The organism is Kitasatospora sp. NPDC127121 (assembly GCF_042677305.1).
Classification (GTDB): Bacteria; Actinomycetota; Actinomycetes; order Streptomycetales; family Streptomycetaceae; genus Kitasatospora.
In genome coordinates this window covers 16,246-36,634 of record NZ_JBHXTQ010000001.1, presented here as the reverse complement: position 1 = coordinate 36,634, position 20,389 = coordinate 16,246, and the positions used below count along the sequence as shown (strand labels likewise).

At 72.0% G+C, this 20,389-nt stretch carries 24 protein-coding genes; 4 read left to right on the top strand and 20 right to left on the bottom strand.

What is annotated here, in order from left to right; all coding sequences use genetic code 11:
- Positions 1–3: 3 nt before the first annotated feature.
- The 11 genes from ACFVHI_RS00200 to ACFVHI_RS00150 all read right to left on the bottom strand — a co-directional run bounded on the left by ACFVHI_RS00200 (position 4) and on the right by ACFVHI_RS00150 (position 8,716).
- Positions 4–669 (bottom strand): PolC-type DNA polymerase III, encoded by a 666-nt coding sequence (locus ACFVHI_RS00200; RefSeq protein ID WP_380334074.1) that lies wholly within the window; start codon positions 667–669, stop codon positions 4–6.
- A complete protein-coding gene (locus ACFVHI_RS00195; RefSeq protein WP_380334072.1) occupies positions 657–1,754 on the bottom strand; it encodes a DegT/DnrJ/EryC1/StrS family aminotransferase in 1,098 nt (365 codons plus the stop codon). Before ACFVHI_RS00195 ends, ACFVHI_RS00200 begins: the two co-directional genes overlap by 13 nt.
- Complete coding sequence (locus tag ACFVHI_RS00190) at positions 1,747–2,796, bottom strand: radical SAM protein (protein ID WP_380334069.1); 1,050 nt, start codon at positions 2,794–2,796, stop codon at positions 1,747–1,749. Before ACFVHI_RS00190 ends, ACFVHI_RS00195 begins: the two co-directional genes overlap by 8 nt.
- A complete protein-coding gene (locus ACFVHI_RS00185) occupies positions 2,793–3,467 on the bottom strand; it encodes a thymidylate kinase (protein ID WP_380334066.1) in 675 nt (224 codons plus the stop codon). Before ACFVHI_RS00185 ends, ACFVHI_RS00190 begins: the two co-directional genes overlap by 4 nt.
- A complete protein-coding gene (gene folE, locus ACFVHI_RS00180; RefSeq protein WP_380334064.1) occupies positions 3,464–4,069 on the bottom strand; it encodes a GTP cyclohydrolase I in 606 nt (201 codons plus the stop codon). Before folE ends, ACFVHI_RS00185 begins: the two co-directional genes overlap by 4 nt.
- Positions 4,066–4,803: a WbqC family protein gene (locus ACFVHI_RS00175; RefSeq protein ID WP_380334061.1), complete on the bottom strand. Its 738-nt coding sequence runs from the start codon at positions 4,801–4,803 to the stop codon at positions 4,066–4,068. The genes folE and ACFVHI_RS00175 overlap by 4 nt, the downstream gene beginning before the upstream one ends.
- A gap of 1 nt (position 4,804) precedes the next feature.
- Entirely contained in the window at positions 4,805–5,506 is a 702-nt protein-coding gene (locus ACFVHI_RS00170) for a PIG-L deacetylase family protein (protein WP_380334058.1), read from the bottom strand.
- A gap of 88 nt (positions 5,507–5,594) precedes the next feature.
- A complete protein-coding gene (locus tag ACFVHI_RS00165) occupies positions 5,595–6,707 on the bottom strand; it encodes a glycosyltransferase family 4 protein (protein WP_380334055.1) in 1,113 nt (370 codons plus the stop codon).
- Positions 6,704–7,228, bottom strand: a complete 525-nt coding sequence (locus tag ACFVHI_RS00160; protein ID WP_380334052.1) for a phosphoribosyltransferase — start codon at positions 7,226–7,228, stop codon at positions 6,704–6,706. Before ACFVHI_RS00160 ends, ACFVHI_RS00165 begins: the two co-directional genes overlap by 4 nt.
- Positions 7,218–7,943 carry a 7-carboxy-7-deazaguanine synthase QueE gene (locus ACFVHI_RS00155; RefSeq protein ID WP_380334049.1) on the bottom strand — a complete coding sequence of 242 codons (726 nt, stop codon included), beginning with the start codon at positions 7,941–7,943 and terminating at the stop codon, positions 7,218–7,220. Before ACFVHI_RS00155 ends, ACFVHI_RS00160 begins: the two co-directional genes overlap by 11 nt.
- Positions 7,940–8,716 carry a 6-carboxytetrahydropterin synthase gene (locus ACFVHI_RS00150; RefSeq protein WP_380334046.1) on the bottom strand — a complete coding sequence of 259 codons (777 nt, stop codon included), beginning with the start codon at positions 8,714–8,716 and terminating at the stop codon, positions 7,940–7,942. The genes ACFVHI_RS00155 and ACFVHI_RS00150 overlap by 4 nt, the downstream gene beginning before the upstream one ends.
- A 236-nt stretch (positions 8,717–8,952) precedes the next feature.
- Here ACFVHI_RS00150 and ACFVHI_RS00145 point away from each other — a divergent pair, with 236 nt between their 5' ends.
- Positions 8,953–10,236 (top strand): helix-turn-helix domain-containing protein, encoded by a 1,284-nt coding sequence (locus ACFVHI_RS00145; protein ID WP_380334043.1) that lies wholly within the window; start codon positions 8,953–8,955, stop codon positions 10,234–10,236.
- Here the strand turns inward: ACFVHI_RS00145 and ACFVHI_RS00140 are convergent.
- Positions 10,222–10,821 (bottom strand): HAD-IA family hydrolase, encoded by a 600-nt coding sequence (locus ACFVHI_RS00140; protein WP_380334041.1) that lies wholly within the window; start codon positions 10,819–10,821, stop codon positions 10,222–10,224. The two genes, ACFVHI_RS00145 and ACFVHI_RS00140, sit on opposite strands and share 15 nt — an antisense overlap.
- 378 nt (positions 10,822–11,199) lie before the next feature.
- Between ACFVHI_RS00140 and ACFVHI_RS00135 the strand changes: the two genes are divergently transcribed.
- Positions 11,200–11,805: an aminoglycoside phosphotransferase gene (locus ACFVHI_RS00135; protein ID WP_380334038.1), complete on the top strand. Its 606-nt coding sequence runs from the start codon at positions 11,200–11,202 to the stop codon at positions 11,803–11,805.
- Positions 11,806–11,934: 129 nt separating this feature from the next.
- Entirely contained in the window at positions 11,935–12,717 is a 783-nt protein-coding gene (locus ACFVHI_RS00130) for a VOC family protein (protein ID WP_380334035.1), read from the top strand.
- A gap of 75 nt (positions 12,718–12,792) precedes the next feature.
- On the opposite strand, the gene hisF is transcribed toward ACFVHI_RS00130, so the two are convergent.
- From hisF to hisD, 8 genes are all read right to left on the bottom strand, one after another.
- Positions 12,793–13,563: an imidazole glycerol phosphate synthase subunit HisF gene (gene hisF / locus ACFVHI_RS00125; protein ID WP_063347178.1), complete on the bottom strand. Its 771-nt coding sequence runs from the start codon at positions 13,561–13,563 to the stop codon at positions 12,793–12,795.
- Positions 13,560–13,991 carry a RidA family protein gene (locus tag ACFVHI_RS00120; protein ID WP_063347179.1) on the bottom strand — a complete coding sequence of 144 codons (432 nt, stop codon included), beginning with the start codon at positions 13,989–13,991 and terminating at the stop codon, positions 13,560–13,562. Before ACFVHI_RS00120 ends, hisF begins: the two co-directional genes overlap by 4 nt.
- On the bottom strand, positions 13,988–14,713 hold the full coding sequence (priA, locus tag ACFVHI_RS00115; RefSeq protein WP_063347180.1) for a bifunctional 1-(5-phosphoribosyl)-5-((5-phosphoribosylamino)methylideneamino)imidazole-4-carboxamide isomerase/phosphoribosylanthranilate isomerase PriA: 726 nt from the start codon (positions 14,711–14,713) through the stop codon (positions 13,988–13,990). The genes ACFVHI_RS00120 and priA overlap by 4 nt, the downstream gene beginning before the upstream one ends.
- A gap of 19 nt (positions 14,714–14,732) precedes the next feature.
- On the bottom strand, positions 14,733–15,368 hold the full coding sequence (gene hisH / locus ACFVHI_RS00110) for an imidazole glycerol phosphate synthase subunit HisH (RefSeq protein ID WP_063347181.1): 636 nt from the start codon (positions 15,366–15,368) through the stop codon (positions 14,733–14,735).
- Between the two features lie 72 nt (positions 15,369–15,440).
- The gene (locus ACFVHI_RS00105) at positions 15,441–15,593 is read right to left on the bottom strand and encodes a hypothetical protein (RefSeq protein WP_167745856.1); all 153 of its coding nucleotides are present in this window, start codon (positions 15,591–15,593) and stop codon (positions 15,441–15,443) included.
- The gene (gene hisB / locus ACFVHI_RS00100) at positions 15,590–16,183 is read right to left on the bottom strand and encodes an imidazoleglycerol-phosphate dehydratase HisB (RefSeq protein ID WP_380334030.1); all 594 of its coding nucleotides are present in this window, start codon (positions 16,181–16,183) and stop codon (positions 15,590–15,592) included. The genes ACFVHI_RS00105 and hisB overlap by 4 nt, the downstream gene beginning before the upstream one ends.
- A gap of 5 nt (positions 16,184–16,188) precedes the next feature.
- On the bottom strand, positions 16,189–17,289 hold the full coding sequence (locus ACFVHI_RS00095; RefSeq protein ID WP_063347183.1) for a histidinol-phosphate transaminase: 1,101 nt from the start codon (positions 17,287–17,289) through the stop codon (positions 16,189–16,191).
- 53 nt (positions 17,290–17,342) lie between these two features.
- Complete coding sequence (gene hisD, locus ACFVHI_RS00090; protein WP_063347184.1) at positions 17,343–18,650, bottom strand: histidinol dehydrogenase; 1,308 nt, start codon at positions 18,648–18,650, stop codon at positions 17,343–17,345.
- Between the two features lie 91 nt (positions 18,651–18,741).
- Here hisD and ACFVHI_RS00085 point away from each other — a divergent pair, with 91 nt between their 5' ends.
- Entirely contained in the window at positions 18,742–20,319 is a 1,578-nt protein-coding gene (locus tag ACFVHI_RS00085) for an oxidoreductase (RefSeq protein ID WP_380334026.1), read from the top strand.
- Positions 20,320–20,389 lie beyond the last annotated feature (70 nt).

Genomic DNA, 20,389 nt, shown 5'->3' with positions numbered 1-20,389 from the left:
GGATCAGAAGAGGGCGTCCTGCTCCGCCTCCGGCGGGGCGGCGACCTGCTTGGGCTGAAGGCCGGCCGCCGCGTCCAGATCCAGGAGGGTGCGCCACCGCCCGGCGGCGCACCCGTCCGTCAGCAGCCGGGAAAGGACTTGGGCAGTGACCTCGGCGTCCGGCATCGCGCGGTGCCGGCCCGCCGGTTTGCGGATGCCGTAGTAGCCGAGCAGGGCATCGAGCCGGTAGGAGCCGAGCCCCGGCAAGAGCGCCCGGGCCAGGCGCACCGTGTCCAGCAGCGGGGTGCCGGCCAGGACCGGGCAGTGTGTGCCCTGGTGGGCGATCAGTCCGGCCTCGGTGGGGGCATGGTGGGCGACGATCCGGTACGACGGCGAGACCAGACCGGAGTCCAGCCGGGCCATCACCTCGGCAACCGGAGCGGCATCGGCGAGCATCTTCTCGGTGATGCCGGTCTGTTGGACGTCGAGCGAGGTGACCGGGACATCGGCGGGAGGGCGGATCAGCGCCTCGAACCGGCCCACCTCGGCCAGTCGGCCGCCGCTGGGGCGCAGGGCCAGGGCGGCGACCTCGATCGGCTCGGCGGGACGGCCTGCCGGGGTCACGGTCTCGAAGTCCGTGACGAGGAATGTCGTTACGGCGAACCGCGGATCGTGCATCAGCGCGTCCATCGCACGGCCTCCCGTCGAATCGTCAACGCCCTTCGATGGATGGCCTCGTCGGTGTCGTGCTCGGTGAACGGGACGGCCAGCAGGGCGTCCACCGTAACCCGCGCGTGGGGCAGATCTCCGGAGGCGAAGCGGGAGCAGGCCGGGTGGAGGTGGGCGGCGGTCAGGCGGTGGGTGCCGGTGCTGTTGGGCACGCCCGCCTGAGCGAGGCGGGCGGCGAAGGCCCGCGGGTCGGGCAACGTCAGCCGCCACAGCGCGGCGTACCCGTTCGGTTCCTCCCCCGCAGCCGCCGTGATGGGTTCCAGGCCGGGTGTGCCATCCACGGCGCGGTGGAGGGCGGCGGCCTGCTCGCGGCGCTGCGCCAGGGCTTCGGGGAAGCGGGTGAGGTGGTGGCGGGCGAGGGCCGCCAGTGGCTCGGCCAGTCGGAAGTTGACGCCGAGATGGGTTCCGGCGGGGGCGTCAGGGGCGTCGCTCTGCCAGTGGGTGCGGTAGGCGGCTGCCCGCGCGGCGAGATCGGTGTTGTCGGTGAGGAGGTATCCGCCTTCCCCGCACGCCAGCAGCTTGCCGTCCTTGAGGGAGAAGCAGCCCATGTCGCCGATGGTTCCGGCCTGGCGGCCGCCGCTGGTGGTGCCTTGGGCCTGGCAGGCGTCCTCGATCAGCCGCAGGCCGGTGGCGCGGGTGTAGGCAGCCAGGTCGTGGATGCCGTCGGTGCGGCCGGCCAGGTGGACGGCGACCACGGCCCGGGTTGCGGGGCCGGTCTTCGCGGCGAGGTCGTTCAGGTCCATGCCCCGGCCGTCGGCGGCGGAGTCCACGAACACCGGGCGGGCGCCGCAGGCGGCGACGGCGGCGACCGTCATGACGACGGTGACGGCGGGCAGGAGAACCTCGTGGCCCTCGCCGATGCCGCAGGCGGCCAGCGCGGTGGTGATCGCGGCGGTGCCGGAGGAGACGGCCACCGCCCGGCAAGTGCCGAAGGCGGCGACGAGGTCGGTCTCCAGGAGGGCGGTCTCCTGGTAGCTCACCGGGTCGGGCATGCGGGCGACGGCGGCGGCCATCGCCCGGTGCGCGGCGCTGTTGCGGTCAGGCATCCGGCGCCTCCGGTCCGGCGGCGGTGAGGATGCGGTCGAATCCGGTGAGCGGCCACATGTTCACGCAGTCGACGCTGAACAGCGAGCAGTCGGCAGCGCAGGCGGCCGGGGCCGGGAACAGGTCCTGGGCCTTGGCGTCTTTGATGGTGCGTTGCCGCTGCGGCGGCGTGGCGGCGATCTTCAGGGAGGACGGGCAGTCCCACACCGTGCCGTCCGGCTCGATGAAGAAGAGGGTGTCCCCGCCGAAGCACCCCGGCACGAGGCCGGTCGGCTGTGCGACGGCGGAGGCGATCTGCCCCGGGTACGTGCGCGAGGGCAGGGTGATCGGCAGGTTGGCGGAGTACAGGTCTTTGAACCGCTGGCGCAGCTGGGGCAGTTGCTCGGGGGTGAGGGACAGCGTGTCGGCGAGCTTGTGACCCGGGTCGAGGGCGATCGGCTGCGGGACGGCGTAGTCGCAGCCGAGCGAGGCCGCCAGCTCGGGCACGGCGACGACGTCCGCGAGGTTGAGGCGGGTGATGACGCTGTAGATGCCGACCTTCGGCCTGGGCGCGCAGCTGCGGGCCTGGATCAGCGCGCTGATGCCCGACACGACGGCCTCCCAGCCGTCGCCTTCACGGCGCGGCGGCCGCCAGCGGTCGTTGTAGGCGGGGTCGGCCGAGTCCAGCGACACGGACACGGCGTCCACGCCGAGTTCGACCAGTGGCTCGCGCAGGTCGGGCTGGTTCAGGGCGACGCCGCTGGTGCACACCACGACTTCCAGGCCGCCGGCCTTGAGGACCTGGATCAGCTTGATGATCGGCTTCCACAGCAGCGGTTCGCCGCCGGCGAGGAACACCCTGCCGACCGGCGAGTGCGCCAGGGTCTTGGCGAAGGCGAACACTTCGGCGGTGGTCAGGTCGTTGGGCGACAGGTGCGAGAGCACCCCGGGGGCGGTCGGCATCTGTTCGCGGTGCTCGGGGATCGTCCCGAAGTAGCAGGCCAGGCAGCCGTGCGAGGCGCAGAACGAGCGCAGCCCCCACAGCACGCTGATCGGTCCCTTCACTGGTTTGTTCCCTCCGTGTGGTTCGAGGCGGCCGCGGTGCGGCACGCCTCGGCGATGAACTCGATGGCTTCCGCCTCGCCGGTGGTACGCCGGTCGAGCAGCACGTACCGGTCGGGCCGGTCATTCGCGAGCAGGTGGTAGACGCGGTCGGCCCGGCTGATCAGCGCGCGTTCGCTGCCGGTGCACGGCTGGCCGGTGCGTTCCTCGAACCGGGCCAGACACCTCCCCGGTTCGTCGGTGATCAGCACGGTGGTCGTGGGCGGCGGTCGCCACGCCTCGATGAGGTGCGCGATGGCCTGGGCCTGCTCCAGCGCCCAGGCGTCGGCGGCGCCGTTCGCCTCGGCAAGCACGGCGGCCTGGTAGACGGCGACCGAGGTCGGGCCGCGGTCCTCCAGCACGACCTGGCCGGCGCCCACCGCGGGCAGGGACTCGAAGCGGTGAACCTGCAAGGCCGCCAGCAGCAGCGTCTCCGTGCGCGGGTGCCCGGTGCGCAGGAACCGGTCACCGCAGCCGTGCAGCGCGGCGATGACCTGCCTGGGCAGGCCGCCGGGCGGAGAGTCGGGAAGTTCGACCATCGGCACGCACAGTTCGCCCAGTACGGCGGCCACGAGTCGTCCGAGGCGAGTCTTGCCGACGCCGTTGATCCCCTCCAGGTCCACCCACGCGGTCACCGCGCACCGCCTGCTAGGGCCGCGACCCGGCGCAGCCGCTCCACCGTCCGGGGGTCGTCGGCCAGGGGCGCCAGCAGGTACTCGGTGGCGGTGCGGGAGCCGTGGGCGCGCACCCCGCGCACCGTCATGCACTGGTGCTCGCCGACCGCCCACACGGCGACCGCCTTGCTGCCGGTCAGCCGGGCGACCTCCTCGGCGACCTGGGCACTGAGGCGTTCCTGCAACTGCAGGGCGTGGGCGTGCCGCTCCACGATGCGCACCAGCTTGGACAGGCCCAGCACCTGGCCGGCGGGCGCGTAGGCGACGCACACCTGGACCGTGAACGGCAGCAGGTGGTGCTCGCACACGCTGGCGGTGCGGATGCCGCCGACGGCGACGCAGCCCTCTCCCTCGGCGTGGTGCTCGAAGACGGTGTCGGTGGTGCCGGGCTCGTACTCCAGGAACTCCTTCCAGAACCGGGCGACCCGGCCGGGTGTGCCGGTCAGACCCTCGCCGGTGACGTCCTGGCCGAGGGCGTTCAGCAGCTCGCCGATGATCGACTCGACCCGCGGGGCGTCGATACCGGGCGTCGCGGGCTTGTCGTGGGCAGCGGTGGGGTTCACGCGTTGGTCTCCTCGATCGTCGGTGCCTGGGGGTGCAGACGGCCTCCGGCTTCCAGGAGCCGGAGGGCACCGGGGCCGTGGTGGGCGAGCAGGTCCAGGGCGGATGCGGCGGCGCCGGTACTCGGGCGCATCGCGGCGGGCGGGTGGTAGGTGGCGACCTCCACGCCGATGCCGCGCTCGGTGAGCCAAGCGGTGTCGAGGTAGTCGGCGGCGCCGGTGCCCACCCGCAGCACGTTCGTGCCCGTGCGCCGGCACAGGTCCGCGAGCATGGCGGTCTTCGCGCCGTCGGGCGCGATCTCACTGGAGCGCTCAAGCCGCACCTCGAGGCCGAAGGCGTCCAGCATCACCGCCAGCAGCGCCTGGTTCAGGTCCGCGAGGTGCGTCCACGGGTGCTCGTAGATCGGCAGCAGGCGCTGCTCCAGCCCCGGCCAGTGGGCGGCGCGGCCGTAGGCCTCGCGCAGGGTGCGCCAATGCCGGCCGCGCCACCGGTCGTCGGCGACCAGGGCCTTGGCCAGGGGCTCGCCGAAGACGCGGGTGACGGGAACGGTCAGCCGGATGCGTTCCCCGAGCGGGCCGGTGACGAAGTTGCGGTTCTGCCAGCCTCGTTCGCTGTAGGGGACGTGGTCGAGCAGCACGAGCCTGTCGACGTCCAGGAGCCGGGAGAAGTAGCCGGGCCAGGGCAGGTAGGCGGGCTGGTGCGCGACCAGCACGTCGTGGCGGGCGGGGCCTCGCATGTCAGGCCGCCATCCGGTAGATAGCGAACCGCTCGGCGAGCCCGGTGCCGATCGCCGCACCCGCGGCTTCGTCCTGCGCGTGGATCTTCTCCAGGCTGCGCGGGTGCGGGGCCAGGCGCAGCTGGGTGGCGTAGCACTCCAGGGCCTTGCGCTTGGCGGGCCAGTGGCTGCTGGTGTCCACGATCAGCGGCCGGGTGGTCTTCGGGGCGAGGTAGGCGCGGTCCTCGGGCCCGTCGTAGCCGAGCACGGTCCACGGGACGTGCCGGTGGCGGGCGAGGGCGGGGCGGGCGGCGGCCAGGCCTGCGGCGTGGACGGCCTGGTGGTCCTGGTGGTGCGCGTCGGCGGCGGGCAGGAACAGCACATGGGGTCGGCTGGTGGCGAGGGAGGCGACGGGGCCGGCTTCGATCAGCTGGACGAGGTCGGGCAGGTGTGCGGCGGGGTTGGCGGCGCGCGGGTCATCGACCCAGGCGATGGTCCGCGCCTTCACGCCGAGAACGTCGCAGGCGTCGGTGAACTCGCGGGTGCGGGTGGTGGCATCGGAGTGGCCGCCGTGCATGGGGCCGCTGGTGAGGGCGACGGCCAGGACGTCCACCCTCACGCCGTGGCCGGTCAGCTTGGCGATGGTGCCGGCCAGGCCGAGCGATTCGTCGTCGGGATGGGGGGCGACCACCAGGGCGCGGTCGCCGGGGGCGGGGTTGAACACGGGTGCCCTCCTCTTGTCCGTGGGAAGGAGTCGACGGGGCCGCACAGCGGGTGCGTGCGACGAGGGTGGAGCTCGTGAGGTGAGGGTGTTACAGGCCGAGGGCGGTGAGCAGCGCTTGGGCGGCGTCCTCGGGATTGAACGCGGTGATCCGGCCCGGCGCCGCACGGCTGGCGGCCCGGTACGCGTCCGGGTCGGCCAGCAGGCGGCTCAGCGCGTCCAACAGGCCCGTCTGCCCGTCGGCGGCGGGAACGGCACGTCCGGCCGGGCCCGTCATCGTGGGGACGTTCCCGAAGTCGAAGCCGATGACGGGCGTGCCGACGGACATGGCCTCGGCGGCGGTGTGGCAGAACGTCTCCGGTTCGGTGGAGGAGATGACGGTGGCGGCCGCCCCGGCCAGGTACGCGGGCACCTCCCGCCATCCGAGCGCGGGCAGGATCCGCACCACGTCCGGGCGGCGGGCGGCCTGCTCACGGCAGGCCGCGAGCACCTGGCCCTGCATGCCGGTGAAGAACTCGAAGTCGGCCTCGGCCAGGACCAGTTCGACGGGCCGGGCCCAGTCCTCGGGCATCGCGGTCAGGAACTCCGCCAGGCCCTTGGCGGGCTCCACCCGGGAGGCGATGCGGATCGGCCCTTCCCTGCGTAGCGCCTCCCGGGTCCCGTCGGGGACGGGGGCGGGATCGGTGAGCAGCGCGTTGGGCACCGTGACCCACTCGCCGCGGTGCAGGCCCGCCGCTGCGCCCTCCTCGGCGAGGTACTGACTTGCCGGGCACACCACGTCCACGGCGGCCAGTGCGCGCTGCCACCGGTCCTCGCCGCTGGGCCTGATCTTGTGGATCATCAGCGCCGAGGTCACCCCGGCCGGTGCGGGGTTGAGGTAGCCCAGGCCCCACAGGGTGTCGGCCCAGCAGGCGGCGTCCACCCGGTGGCGGGCCAGGATGCCCTGGACCTCCGCCACCACCGGCGCGGGGTCCGCGAGCGCGGCGAGGACGTCCTCGTTCAGCGCCGGGCGCGGCAGGATAACGCTCTCCAGCCGGACCAGGCCCGGTTCCAGCAGGTCGTCCGGCCCGGCGGGACCGGCGGCCAGGATCAGCGGTGTGTGGCCGAGTCGGCGCACGCCCTCCACCAGCGCGGCGATTGATCGCTCGATCCCGCTGGGGTGGTTGGGCCGGTAGGACAGCAGGCAGAACGCGATCGTGCTCACGGTGATCCCTCCCTCTCGGCCGACGCCGGGGCGTTTTCCTCCCATGGGAAGACCACCCAACAGCCGACGGTTTCCCCAATGCAGGTCACGGCCTCGTGCGGCCGCCGGTCTCCGGTCCAGTTCGCCTCGTTGAGCACCAGTACCGCGCTGCGCACCCGCGCCGCTCCCGCCTGCTCCGCCAGGCGGACGGAAGCCGCGAGGGTGTCGCCGGTGCCGGCCACGTCGTCCACCACGAGGACGTCGAGGCCGGACAGGTTTCCGAGGGAGGCGGCGTTGCGCGCCACCGGCCGGGCCGTCTTTGCGGCGTTGGTCGAGTCGTCGACGGTGTGGGTGACCTCCACCGCCCGGACGTCCCTGACAGCGAGGCGGTGCGCCAGCAGCACCGCCGGGACCATGCCGCCGCGGACGACGGCGACGATGGTGTGCGGGATGCCGACTTCGCCCGTCGCCGAGGCGATCCGGCCGGTCTGCGTCTCGATGTCGCCCCAGGTCAGGTTCCTGGGCGCACGATCAGCGGCCACGTTCGTCCCCCCACAGCAGCGTGTGGAGGCGGGGGCTGAGGTTCCAGCGCCGCTCGATCGCGGTGTCGGCGAGAGCACGCATACCGTCGAGAACGGCCGTGGCGGTGGTGGCCTGCGGCATGATCCACACCCGTTCCAGCCCGTACGCTTCCTGGAGGACCGCGACCTCGTCCGCGTCCTGCGGGCTGTCAAGGACGAACTTGAAGACCGCCCGGTTGGTGGCCTGGAATACAGCCAGCACGTCGGGCTTGATCCTGCGCACCTGCGGCATGCCCATGTGCGCGAGCTTCGGGGAGACGACGTACAGCGAGATGTGCCGGTCGAAGGCGGACTCGGGGGCGATGGTGCCGTTGGTCTCGACCTCGATGCGGCGTCCGGCCTCGGTGAGGCGGGCGGCCACCGGCGCCAGCTGGGCCTGCTGCATCATCGGCTCGCCACCGGTGATGACCACGAGCCGGGTCGGGTGCTGGAGGAGTTCGGCGGCGACCTGCTCGGGGGGCACGCGGCGAGTCTGCTCGGAACGGGAGTAGCGGTTCCAGTCCCACGAGTAGGGGGTGTCGCAGGTGTTGCACGCGAGGTTGCAGTCCCCCATCCGCAGGAACGACGCATGCTGCCCCGCCGAGGGGCCCTCGCCCTGGACCGTCGGGCCGAACGTCTCGCAGAGCACGATGCTCTGGCGCGGGCTGTTCACGGGCAGCAGCGTCCGGCCGGTCATGCGGCTGCTCCGGCGTCCGGGGTGAACTGGGCCCAGGTGGTCTCCGTCTCCGACACGCGCACGGTGTAGGGCCGCCCGGTGGGGCCCGACAGGCCCCGGGCGGAAAGCAAGTCGGCCAGGTGCGCGGCCAGGTTCTCGGAGGTGGGATTGAGGTCGGGGAGGACGTCGTTGAGGACCTGTCCGTGGAACGCGGCCATCAGGTGTGCGCGCAGTTGGGCGGGGATGGGCAGGTGCTGCCCGTGGTTGGGCCCGGTGGGCAGGGTGATGAGGTAGGCGTGGCCGTGGGGCCGGGCGCACTTGTGTCCGACCGGCAGTCCGCGCAGCCAGTGCCGTGCCCGGAAGTGGACGGCTTCCGGGTCAGGGGGACTGCTGGGGCGGCCGGTGAGGATGCGTACCTCGCTCAGTCGTCCTCGGGCGCCGACGGGCAGGTTCGCCGCCGCCCAGCGGTGGAGGTGGCCGGCGATGCCGGCGTCGGTGACATCGGCGAGCAGGGTGTCGAGGTCCTGGTGGTCGAGGGCCGCCTCGATGTGCCTCTGGAATGCCGCGAGGTCGCCGAAGTCACAGACGAACCCAGGTCCGGTCAGCTCATGGGCCGTCAGGGTGAGTTCGGCGGTCAGAGAGTCGCTGGCGTCTGCGCGGTTGACGGTTCGGGCGGCCTCGAACTTGGCCCGCTTGCCGATGGCGTAGGTGCCGATCGGGCGTCGTCTCGGGATGACGGGCTTGTTCAGCCGGCCTGCGGGCGAGCGATCGAGCGGCGGAGAAGAGTGCGGCATTGACGGTGCACCTTTCGGCGCAGGGCAGCCTGAACTCGACTGCAGCAGATGGATGGTGACTGATGGACATGACTGCGTGGACGGATCGCTGCACAGCAACCCCGCGGCGACGAGCGAGCGTCGACGTCAGGCGGGGACTGTCGCGATCTGTACTGAATCGAGCACACACCGCCAGCGCCGCGACGACAATGGCGTGGCGCGATCCAACTGCGATCCCATTTCCGAGGAGCGCCGCGATGCCCGATCAACTGCGGAACGACATGCGGGAAGCCCGCCGCGCATCCGGCATGACCTGGGCGGACTTCGCTCGCGCGAGCGGGTTCGGCATGGCGTACATGCGCAACGTCGAGAACGGCAACCGGCGGGTGACCGACTCGGTCGCCGCCGCCTACGACCGGGTTCTCGACACGGGCGGAGCGTTCGCCGCTGCTCTTGCGGATGCCGCCCCTGTGGACGTTCCTTGGAACCAGGCCGGGGCAACCCTGGCGGTTCTCACGAACCTGGTAGACGGGAGAAGAGTGGATCGCAGGGGGTTCCTCGCCGTCGGCGCCGCACTGTCGGCGTCGGCAAACAACTGGATCACGGCCATCCAACGCGCCCTACTGGACCCGCGGGCCACACCAGTGGACGGCCCGGCCCTGTTGGCGGGACTGGAGGGCCGACTCGACCACCTGCGCCGAGTGGACGACGAACTCGGCAGCGGCGAGGTCTACACGGCAGCGCGCAGCGACCTGGCCTTGACAGTGGCTGCGATCAAGTCCGGGCGCTACAAAGGCAGCCACCTCGTGCGGCTGTTCGCGATCGCCGCCGAGGCGGCCCGGCAGGTCGCTTGGAGCGCTTTCGACCAGGACCGCTTCGGCGTCGCCCAGAACTACTTCGACGCCTCCCTGCGGGCATCCGCCGAGTGCGGTGACGTGCTCGCTGGCGCCTACACGCTCTCGTTCGCCGCCATCCAGTGCTACTCCACCCCCAACCTGGCCAACCGGGCCGTGGACCTCCTCGACGCGGCCAGGGCCCAGGTGCGAGGCAGGAGCACCCCGCGAATGGAGGCGATGCTGGCCGCCCGCACCGCCCGAGCGCTGTCCAAGGCTGGCGCGAAGGAGCAGGCCAAGCACCAACTTCACCTCGCTCGCGCGGCGTTGGACAAGGGGAAGCGGGAGGACGACCCGAACTTCCTCTACTGGGTGGACTACGGCGAAATCGAGATGATCGCCGGCTCGTCCGCTCTGGAGCTGGGCGACCCAGCCGAGGCCCTGAGGTGCTTCGAAGCCGGAATGAATGCCGCCTACCCGGGCGACGAGGAATTCCCCCGCAGCCACGCCATCTACCTTGCCCGGACGGCGGAGGCACACCTGAAAATGCACGACCTGGACGCTGCCGTGGCGACAGGCAGGCACGCGGCGGCCTGCCTGGGGTCAGTCGACTCCGCACGCTCCGCCACCCAACTGCGGGGCCTGCGCGAGAAGCTGGCCCCGCACACCGCTCACGCGGGGGTTCGCGCCTTCCTAGAGGCCGGGTAGGTGCAGAAGCTTGCGCAGTTGCCGGGCCACCAGGTCCTCGTCCAGCCCGTGTACTGGGGTGAAGCCGAGCTTCTGAGCAGCGGCGAGATTCTCCTCGCTGTCGTCCACGAACAGGCACTCCGTGGCGCGGACATCAAGGTTTTCCAGCACGATCCGGAAGGCCGCAGGTTCGGGTTTGCGGACACCGTGCTCTGCCGACAGCACCACCACATCGAAGGTGCCGTGCAGGTCGAAGCCGGTGTACGGGTCGTAGGGCTGCCTGCCGAGGCTGTTGGACAGTACCGCGGTCCGGATCCCTGCCGCACGGGCTTCCCGTGCGACCCGGAGGACCGGGTAGGCGGGAAAGGCGTCGTGGAGGTATCGGCCCAGCAGGTTGTCCGGCTTCACGCCCATCAGGGTCGCGAACCCGCTGTTCCAATCCTCCTGGCTGATCTGGCCGAGTTCGAGGCGGCGGAACAGGTCCTGCCCTCGGGGGTCGGCCCAGGCTCGCAGGAAGGTTCCCCGGGCGATCCTCTCCCGGTCCTCGAACCACGTGATGACCTCGACCATGTTCGAGGTCAGGACACCGAAGAAGTCGAAGATCACCGCGCGAAACGAAGGCACTCCAGCTCGCTCCATCCGCAAAGCGTACGGGCCACCCTCAGCGTCCCGACACCCCGCCGAACGAGAGGCACCGAACGCTCAAACGGCGCGCTCACCATCGTCGCCCTCACTGCGGTGCCGTCGGCCTCCGGGGTGACTCTGGGAGCCTGTGAGCCGTGACCACCACCCGCCTTCACTGGGCAGACCTGCCCGGCTCCGTGCACCGGGCCGTCACTGCCCGCCTCGGGACGCCGGTCCTTGCCGCGCAGACCGTCTCGGCCGGTTTCAACTCCGAGATCGCCGCCAGACTCAGCACCGCCAGGGGCGCCGTCTTCGTCAAGGGGATGCAGCTGAGTCACCCACGCGTGTGGACACAGCGACGTGAGAGGGAGATCAACCCCTACGTGGAAGGCCTCGCCCCCCACCGTCCTCTGGCACCTCGACGTCGACGGCTGGAGCCTCGTCGCGTTCGAGCACGTCGAGGCCCGCCACGCCGACTACCGGGACACCGGGGACTTGGAGCTGATGGTCGACGCCCTCAGCCGGCTCGGCCGCACCCCGTGTCCCCCGATCGAGCTGCGCCGTGCCGAGCAGCGATGGGCCGCCTACGTGGACGACCCCGGGGTACTACGCCAGTTCGGCGGCAACCACCTCCTGCACACCGACCTGAACAACGAGAACGTCCTGATCCGCGAAGACCATGCACTTCTCGTCGACTGGGCGTGGGCCACCCGGGGAGCGCCCTGGATCGACCCGGCCCTGTGGGTGGTCTGGTTGATCGCTGCGGGCGGCCACAGCCCGGCTGCGGCGGAAGCGTGGGCCGCCAGGGTCCCGGCCTGGCACACCGGCGGTCCGACCGTGTTGGACGCCTTCGCGCGGGCTCAGGCCCGGATGTGGGCGGAGATCGCCGGAGACGATCCGGACCCGTGGACTGCCGGGCTGAACCGGGCGGCTCAGCAGTGGGCCCGTTTCCGCGGGCGCAGCTGAGGACTCCGGCCGCTCCCCGGCTGCGGATGTCAGTGGGCGGGTGCAGACTCGCAGAGGGTCGGGGAGGGTGCGTGCGCGCGCCTGACGGAACCGGCCTGGTCACGTCTTCCGTCGAAGGGGCACCACCTCATGCTCACCACCGACTTTCCGGCCGGCGCGCCCTGCTGGATCGATCTCGGCAGCCCGGACATTCCCGCCACGGCCGAGTTCTACGGCAAGGTGTTCGGCTGGACGTTCCGGTCCGGCGGCCCGGAGGCGGGCGGCTACGGCTTCTTCCAGTTGGGCGGCAGGACGGTCGGCGCCGTCGGCCCGCTCGACGAGGGTGACCAGCCGACCTGGACGACGTACTTCCGTACGGCCGACGTGAACGCCACCGCGCAGGCCGCCGAGCAGGCGGGCGGTTCGGTCCTGGTCCCGCCGATGGATGTCATGGGCGAGGGGTGGTTCGCCCAGTTCGCCGACCCGCAGGGGGCCAGGTTCGCGGTCTGGCAGCCGGGCGCGACCACCGGTCTGGACGTGGTGTCGGAGGACGGCACGCTGGTCTGGTCCGAGCTGCACACTTCGGACCAGAGCGCCGGGTTCGGCTTCTACCAGGCGCTGTTCGGCTGGCGGGTGGAGAAGTTCGAGCCGGCTCCGGGCATGGACTACCGGGTGATCTCGACTTCCGAGGGCGACCAGCAGGCCACGGCCTTCGGCGGCATCGCCCCGACGATGCAGCCGGGCCAGCCCTCCGCCTGGACGCCGTACTTCGCCGCCGACGACGTGGACGCGGTGATCGCGAAGGCGACGGCGGCCGGCGGCTCGGTGCTGATGCCCGCCGAGAGCGTGCCGAACGTCGGGCGGCTGGCCTGGCTGGCGGACCCGCACGGTACGCCGTTCGCGCTGATCAAGGGCGAGCCGCGGGAAGCGTGAGACAGAAGGCCTGAGAACGCGGGAGGGCCCGCCGTTCCGAAGCCGGAACAGCGGGCCCTCAAGCCGTACGGCCGGTCACCGCACCGGGTGTCCGGCCTCCCGCAGCGCGTCCTTGACCTGCCCGATCCGCAGGTCCCCGAAGTGGAAGACGCTCGCGGCGAGGACCGCGTCCGCACCCGCCTCGACGGCCGGCGCGAAGTCGGCGAGCTTGCCGGCGCCGCCAGAGGCGATGACGGGCACGGAGACGGTCTTGCGGACGGCCCGGATCATCTCCAGGTCGTACCCGTCCTTGGTGCCGTCGGCGTCCATCGAGTTGAGCAGGATCTCGCCGGCGCCGAGTTCGGCCGCGCGCCCGGCCCATTCGACGGCGTCGAGGCCAGTGCCCTTGCGCCCGCCGTGGGTGGTGACCTCGTAGCCGGACGCGGTCTCGGTGCCGGGGGGGCAGCGCCGGGCGTCGACGGACAGCACCAGGACCTGCCGCCCGAAGCGCTGGGCGATCTCGCGGACCAGTTCCGGCCGGGCGATGGCGGCGGTGTTGACGCCGACCTTGTCGGCGCCGGCCCGCAGCAGCTTGTCGACGTCCTCGACGGCGCGGATGCCGCCGCCGACGGTGAGCGGGATGAAGACCTGTTCGGCGGTGCGGCGGACCACGTCGTAGGTGGTTTCCCGGTCGCCGGAGGAGGCGGTGATGTCGAGGAAGGTCAGCTCGTCGGCGCCCTCGGCGTCGTAGAGCTTGGCCATCTCGACCGGGTCGCCGGCGTCGCGCAGGTTCTGGAAGTTGACGCCCTTGACCACCCGCCCGGCGTCGACGTCCAGGCAGGGGATGACACGTACGGCGAGGGTCACGGCTGTTTGCCTTCCAGGGTCTTTGCCAGCCCGGATCGATAGGCGTCGAGCTCGATCTCGACCATCATCCGGGAGTCGATCAGCCCGTCGACCACCACCATGGTGGCCACCGGGCGGGCGGCGTCGAAGAGTTGGTGGTGGGCGCGGCCCACCTCGTCGGCGTCGCGGACGTGGGTGATGTACATCCGGGTGCGGACCACGTCGTCCGCCGTCAGACCGTACGCGGCGAGGGCGTTGAGCCCGACGCCGAACGCGGCGAGGGTCTGCCGGTAGGGGTCTCCCTCGTGCTCGATCCGGCCGTCCACCCAGGCGGTGGAGCCGGCCACGTGCACGTGGTCTCCCGCGGCGACCGCCCGCGAGTAGCCGAACTGGTCCTCCCAGGGGGAGAATCCGCCGACCCTGCCACGTACGATCCGACGTTCCGTCATCCTGAAACCGCCTCCAGGGCCTCTTCGAGGGTGAACTTCTGCTCGTAGAGTGCCTTGCCCACGATGGCGCCCTCGACACCCGCACCGACCAGGCCGGCGATGGCGTGCAGGTCGTCGAGCGAGGAGACGCCGCCGGAGGCGACGACGGGGCGGTCGGTGGCGGCGCAGACGTCGCGCAGCAGCTGCAGGTTGGGGCCGGTCAGGGTGCCGTCCCGGTTGACGTCGGTGACGACGTAGCGGGCGCAGCCCTCCTGGTTGAGCCGCTCCAGCACCTCGAAGAGCTGGCCGCCGTCGCGGGTCCAGCCGCGGCCGCGCAGGGTGGTGCCGACGACGTCCAGGCCGACGGCGATCTTGTCGCCGTGCTCGGCGATGGCCTTGGCGACCCACTCGGGGGCTTCCAGGGCGGCGGTGCCGAGGTTGACCCGGGTGCAGCCGGTGGCGAGCGCGTTGGCGAGCGACTCGTCGTCGCGGATGCCGCCGGACAGCTCGACCTTGATGTCGAGGCGGCCGGTGACCTCGCGCAGCAGCTCGTAGTTGGTGCCGGTGCCGAAGGCGGCGTCGAGGTCGACCAGGTGCAGCCACTCGGCGCCGGCGTTCTGCCAGGCGAGGGCGGCGGCGAGCGGTTCGCCGAAGGAGGTCTCGGTGCCGGACGCGCCCTTGACCAGGCGGACGGCCTGGCCGTCCCGGACGTCGACGGCGGGAAGCAGTTCGAGGCGGCTCATAGTCACAACTCTTCCAAGCTCAGAGGGTGTTGACCCAGTTGGTCAGGAGGGCGGCGCCGGCGTCGCCGGACTTCTCGGGGTGGAACTGGGTGGCCCAGAGCGGGCCGTTCTCGATGGCGGCGACGAAGGGCTGCCCGTGGGTGGCCCAGGTGACGAGCGGGGCGTGGATCCGTGCGCTGTGGGTCTCCAGCTCCCAGTGCCGCACGCCGTAGGAGTGCACGAAGTAGAAGCGGCTCTGCGGGTCGAGGCCGGCGAACATCCGGCTGCCCTCGGGCACGTCGACGGTGTTCCAGCCCATGTGCGGGATGACGGGGGCGTCCAGCGGCTCGACGACGCCGGGCCACTCGTCGCAGCCGGCCGTCTCCACGCCGTGCTCGACCCCCTTCTCGAAGAGGATCTGCATGCCGACGCAGATGCCCATGACGGGGCGGCCCCCGGCGAGCCGGCGGCCGATGATCCAGTCGCCCCGGACGGACTTCAGGCCGCGCATGCAGGCCTCGAAGGCGCCGACGCCGGGGACGAGCAGGCCGTCCGCGTTCATCGCGGTGTCGTAGTCGGAGGTGACGGTGACGTCCGCCCCGGTCCGTTCGAGCGCGCGCTGCGCGGAGCGGAGGTTGCCCGACCCGTAGTCGAGGACGACGACGTTCTTGCCCATGTTCAGGTGTCCAGTCTCTCTACGTGTCCGGAGCTCACGTGTCCAGAGCCCATGTATCCAGCGTCCATGCGGCTAGAGGCGCATGATGCCGGAGGCCAGGCACATGACCGAGCCGAACGCGAGCACCAGGATGACGCCCTTGGGCAGCTTCTGCTTCCAGAACGAGATCACGCCGCCGGCCAGGAAGAGGCCGACGAAGATGAGGGCGAGGGTCGCCTTGCTCACAGTGCACCCTTGGTCGAGGGGAGGATTCCGGCCGCGCGCGGGTCGCGCTCGGCGGCGTAGCGCAGGGCTCGGGCGAGCGCCTTGAACTGGCATTCCACGATGTGGTGGGCGTTGCGCCCGTACGGCACGTGGACGTGCAGGGCGATCTGTGCCTGGGCCACGAAGGATTCCAGGATGTGCCGGGTCATCGTGGTGTCGTACGAGCCGATCATCGGCGCCATGTTCTCGGGCTCGGTGTGCACCAGGTACGGCCGGCCGGAGAGGTCCACGGTGACCTGGGCGAGCGACTCGTCCAGCGGCACCGTGCAGTTGCCGAAGCGGTAGATGCCGACCTTGTCGCCGAGCGCCTGCTTGAAGGCGGCGCCGAGCGCGAGGGCGGTGTCCTCGATGGTGTGGTGGGTGTCGATGTGCAGGTCGCCGTCGGTCTTGACGGTGAGGTCGAAGAGACCGTGGCGGCCGAGCTGGTCGAGCATGTGGTCGTAGAACCCGACGCCCGTGGAGATGTCGGTCTTCCCGGTGCCGTCGAGGTCGATCTCGACCAGGACCGCGGTCTCCTTGGTGGTGCGTTCGACGCGTCCGATGCGGGACATACGGGTTACAGCTCCTTGATCACTGTTCGAACGGCGTCCAGGAAGGCGTCGTTCTCTGCGGGCGTGCCGGCGGTGACGCGCAGCCACCCGGGGACGCCGTTGTCACGGACCAGGACGCCCTGGTCGAGGATGGCCTGCCAGACGGCGTGGGTGTCGGCGAAGCGGCCGAACTGGACGAAGTTGGCGTCCGAGTCGGTGACCTCCAGGCCGAGCCCGCGCAGCGCGTCGACCAGCCGGTCGCGCTCCGCCTTGAGCCGGCCGACGTACCCGAGCAGGGTGTCGGTGTGCTCCAGGCAGGCCAGCGCGGTGGCCTGGGTGACGGACGACAGGTGGTACGGCAGGCGGACCAGCTGCACCGCGTCCACCACGGCCGGGTCGGCGGCCAGGTAGCCCAGGCGCAGCCCGGCCGCGCCGAAGGCCTTGGACATGGTGCGGGAGACCACCAGGTTGGGGCGGCCCTCGATGAGCGGCAGCAGCGAGGCCCGGTGCGAGAACTCGACGTACGCCTCGTCGACGACGACCAGGCTGGGCCCGGCGGCCTGCGCGGCCTCGTACAGCCGCAGCACGGTGTCGGCGGCGACGGCGGTGCCGGTCGGGTTGTTCGGCGAGCAGATGAAGACGACGTTCGGCCGGTGCTCGGCGATCGCGCCGAGGGCGGCGTCCAGGTCGATGGTGAAGTCGTCGTTGCGCGGGCCGGAGATCCACTCGGTGCCGGTGCCCCGGGAGATCAGCGCGTGCATCGAGTAGGAGGGCTCGAAGCCGAGCGCGCTGCGGCCGGGGCCGCCGAAGGTCTGCAGCAGCTGCTGGAGCACCTCGTTGGAGCCGTTGGCGGCCCAGACCTGCTGCCGGGTGACGGCGAAGCCGGTGGTCCGGCCGAGGTACGCGGCGAGGCCTTCGCGCAGTTCGACGGCGTCCCGGTCGGGGTAGCGGTTGAGGTTGCGGGCGGCCTCGGCGACGCGTTCGGCGATCCGGGCGACCAGCTCCTCGGGGAGCGGGTACGGGTTCTCGTTGGTGTTCAGCTGGACGGGCACGTCCAGCTGCGGCGCGCCGTACGGGGACTGGCCGCGCAGCTCGTCGCGGATGGGGAGGTCGTCGATCCGAGTCACCCGAGTCGCACCAGCCTCAGAAGTCACAGGAGTCACAGAAGGAGTAACAGCAGTCACGATCCCGGCACCGTCCAGTCGAAGCGCGCCTTGATCGCGTCGCCGTGCCCGGGCAGGTCCTCCGCGTTGGCGAGGTTGACCACGTGCGCGGCGACGTCGGCGAGCGCGTCCCGGTCGTACTCGACGACCTGGACGCCGCGCAGGAAGGTCTGCACGGACAGGCCGGAGGAGTGGCAGGCGCAGCCGCCGGTGGGCAGCACGTGGTTGGAGCCGGCCGCGTAGTCGCCCAGCGAGACCGGCGTCCAGCGGCCGATGAAGACGGCGCCCGCGTTGACGACCTTGGCGGCCGCCGCGTGCGGGTCCCGGGTCTGGATCTCCAGGTGCTCGGCCGCGTAGGCGTTGACCACGGCGAGGCCCTGCTCCAGGTCGTCGACCAGGATGATCCCGGACTGCCGGCCGCCCAGCGCCTCGGCGACCCGCTCGCTGTGCTTGGTCCTGGCGACCTGGACGGCGAGTTCCGCCTCGACCGCGTCGGCCAGCGCCGGCGAGTCGGTGACGAGCACCGAGCCGGAGGTCGGGCCGTGCTCGGCCTGGCTGATCAGGTCGGCGGCCACGTCGGAGGGCAGCGCGCTGTCGTCGGCGAGGACGGCGATCTCGGTCGGGCCGGCCTCCGAGTCGATGCCGATCCGGCCGGCGAAGAAGCGCTTGGCGGCGGCCACGTAGATGTTGCCGGGACCGGTGACCATGTTGACCGGCGCGCACTCCTCGGTGCCCAGCGCGAACATCGCCACGGCCTGGGCGCCGCCGACGGAGTACACCTCGTCCACGCCGAGCAGCGCGCAGGCCGCCAGGATGGTCGGGTGGACGCGGCCGTCGAACTCCTTCTGCGGCGGCGAGGTGACGGCGATGCCCTGGACGCCCGCCTCCTGGGCCGGCACCACGTTCATCACCACGGAGGACGGGTAGACGGCCAGCCCGCCCGGCACGTACAGGCCGACGCGCTCCACGGGCACCCAGCGCTGGGTGACGGTGCCGCCCGGCACCACCCGGGTGGTGTGCTCGGTGCGGCGCTGGTCGGCGTGCACGGCGCGGGCCCGGCGGATCGACTCCTCCAGCGCGGCCCGCACCTTCGGGTCCAGCGTCTCCAGGGCCTCGGTCAGCTGCTCGGCCGGGACACGGGTCGACTCCAGCCGGACGCCGTCGAAGCGCTCGGTGATCTCGATCACGGCCGCGACCCCGCGATGGCGTACGTCCTCGGCGATCGGCCGCACCTTCTCCAGGGCGGCCGCCACGTCGAACTCGGCACGGGGCAGCAGGTCACGCGGGTCGTCCAGCGAGCCGCGGAGGTCGATTCGAGAGATCACGCCACCCAGTGTAAGGAGTGGCCGGAACCCCTGGTCCCGCATTTCAGTCCGTGATACGAAAGGCGAGACGACCGGGGGGACGGGGAAAACCATGCTGGAGCACGCCCCGGAGGGCTGGACCGATACGGAGCGTGAGCTCTGGGAGGCCTTCCGTCGCGGCAACGTCTTCGACCGGCGGAGTGGCGACGCCGCCACCGACGACCCGTTCGGGGACGCCGCCTGGGGCCCCGGGCGCACCGTCCGGGCCAGGGTGCTCGCCCATCTGCTGCTGGCCGGCCCGGCCGCCGCGACCGGGCGGGTCGCTTCGCTGCGGCTCAACGGCGTGCTGGTCACCGGCGCGCTCAACCTGGCCGGCGGCGCCATCGGCCACTACGTCGAGCTCCGCGAGTGCCGTTTCGAGCGCAAGATCCTCATCTCGGAGGCCTCGGCCTCGACGCTGCGCTTCGTCACCTGCCTGATCCCCCGCCTGGAGGCCTCCCGGCTCACCACCACCGGCGACCTCCATCTGGCCCGCTGCCGGATACCCGAGGGCGTACGGCTCACCGACGCCAAGGTCGGCACCGACCTGCTGCTCAACCAGACCGTCCTGGGCGGCGACCGCTACGGCCGCGCGCTGTCCGCCGACGGCCTGGCCGTCCACCAGGACTTCGAGGCCGAACGCGTCGATGTGCAGGGCGAGTTGAGCCTGCGCACGGCCCGGATAGGCGGCCGGCTGTCGCTGCGCGGCGCCCAGCTGCACGCCGTCCCGCAGAACCGCACCTGCCTCAACGCCGTCCGGCTCACCGTCGGCCACACCCTCTACCTGACCAGCTCCGCCGACGGCGGCTGGTTCGGCTCCCGCAGCTACTACGGCTCCGGCTACGGCCAGAACCCGCCGCCCGGCGCCCCCAGCACCCCGTTCCGCGCCTTCGGCCGGGTCAGGCTCTCCGACGCCCGCTTCGAGAGCGCCTGCCTGATCTCCGGTGAGTTCCACCTGGAGGGTGACGACGAGCTCTCGCTGCGCCGCATCCACACCCCCGAGCTGCGGTTCACCTGCCGGGTCCGCCCCACCGGCACCGTCTCGCTCTCCCGCGCCCGGGTCGGCAACCTCGTCGACACCCCGGACGCCTGGCCGCGCGGGCGCCACCTGGGCCTGACCGGCTTCGTCTACGAGGTGCTGCGCCCGGCCGGGCCCTTCAGCGTCCAGCAGCGGATCGCCTGGCTGGAGGGCTCCGCGGTGGACTTCCAGCCGGAGTCCTACGAGCAGCTCGCCGCCGCCCTGCGCCGCGACGGCGCCGACGACGACGCCCGCGAGGTGCTGTACGCCAAGCAGCGCCGCCGCCATCGGACCCTCCCGCTGCCCGCCCGGATCTGGGGCCGCGTCCAGGACGCCACCGTCGGCTACGGCTACCGCCCCGGCCGGGCCGGCCTGTGGCTGCTGCTCGCCTGGGCGCTGGGCAGCGTCTGGTTCGCCACCCACCCGCTGGAGCCGCTGAAGGCCGACGAGCACCCGCACTGGAACCCGGTGCTGTACACGCTCAGCCAGCTGGTCCCGGTCGTCGAGCTCGGCCAGCAGGGCTGGAACCCCGGGGGCCTCAGCCAGTACGTCACCGCCGGACTGGTGATCGTCGGCTGGCTGCTCGCCACCACCGTCGTGGCCGGCGCCACCCGCATGCTGCAACGGGGCTGACCGCCCCGGCGGGCCGCCCTCGGGCACAACCCCGACGCGCCGCGACCGCGCGGGGAACTACGCTGTCCGC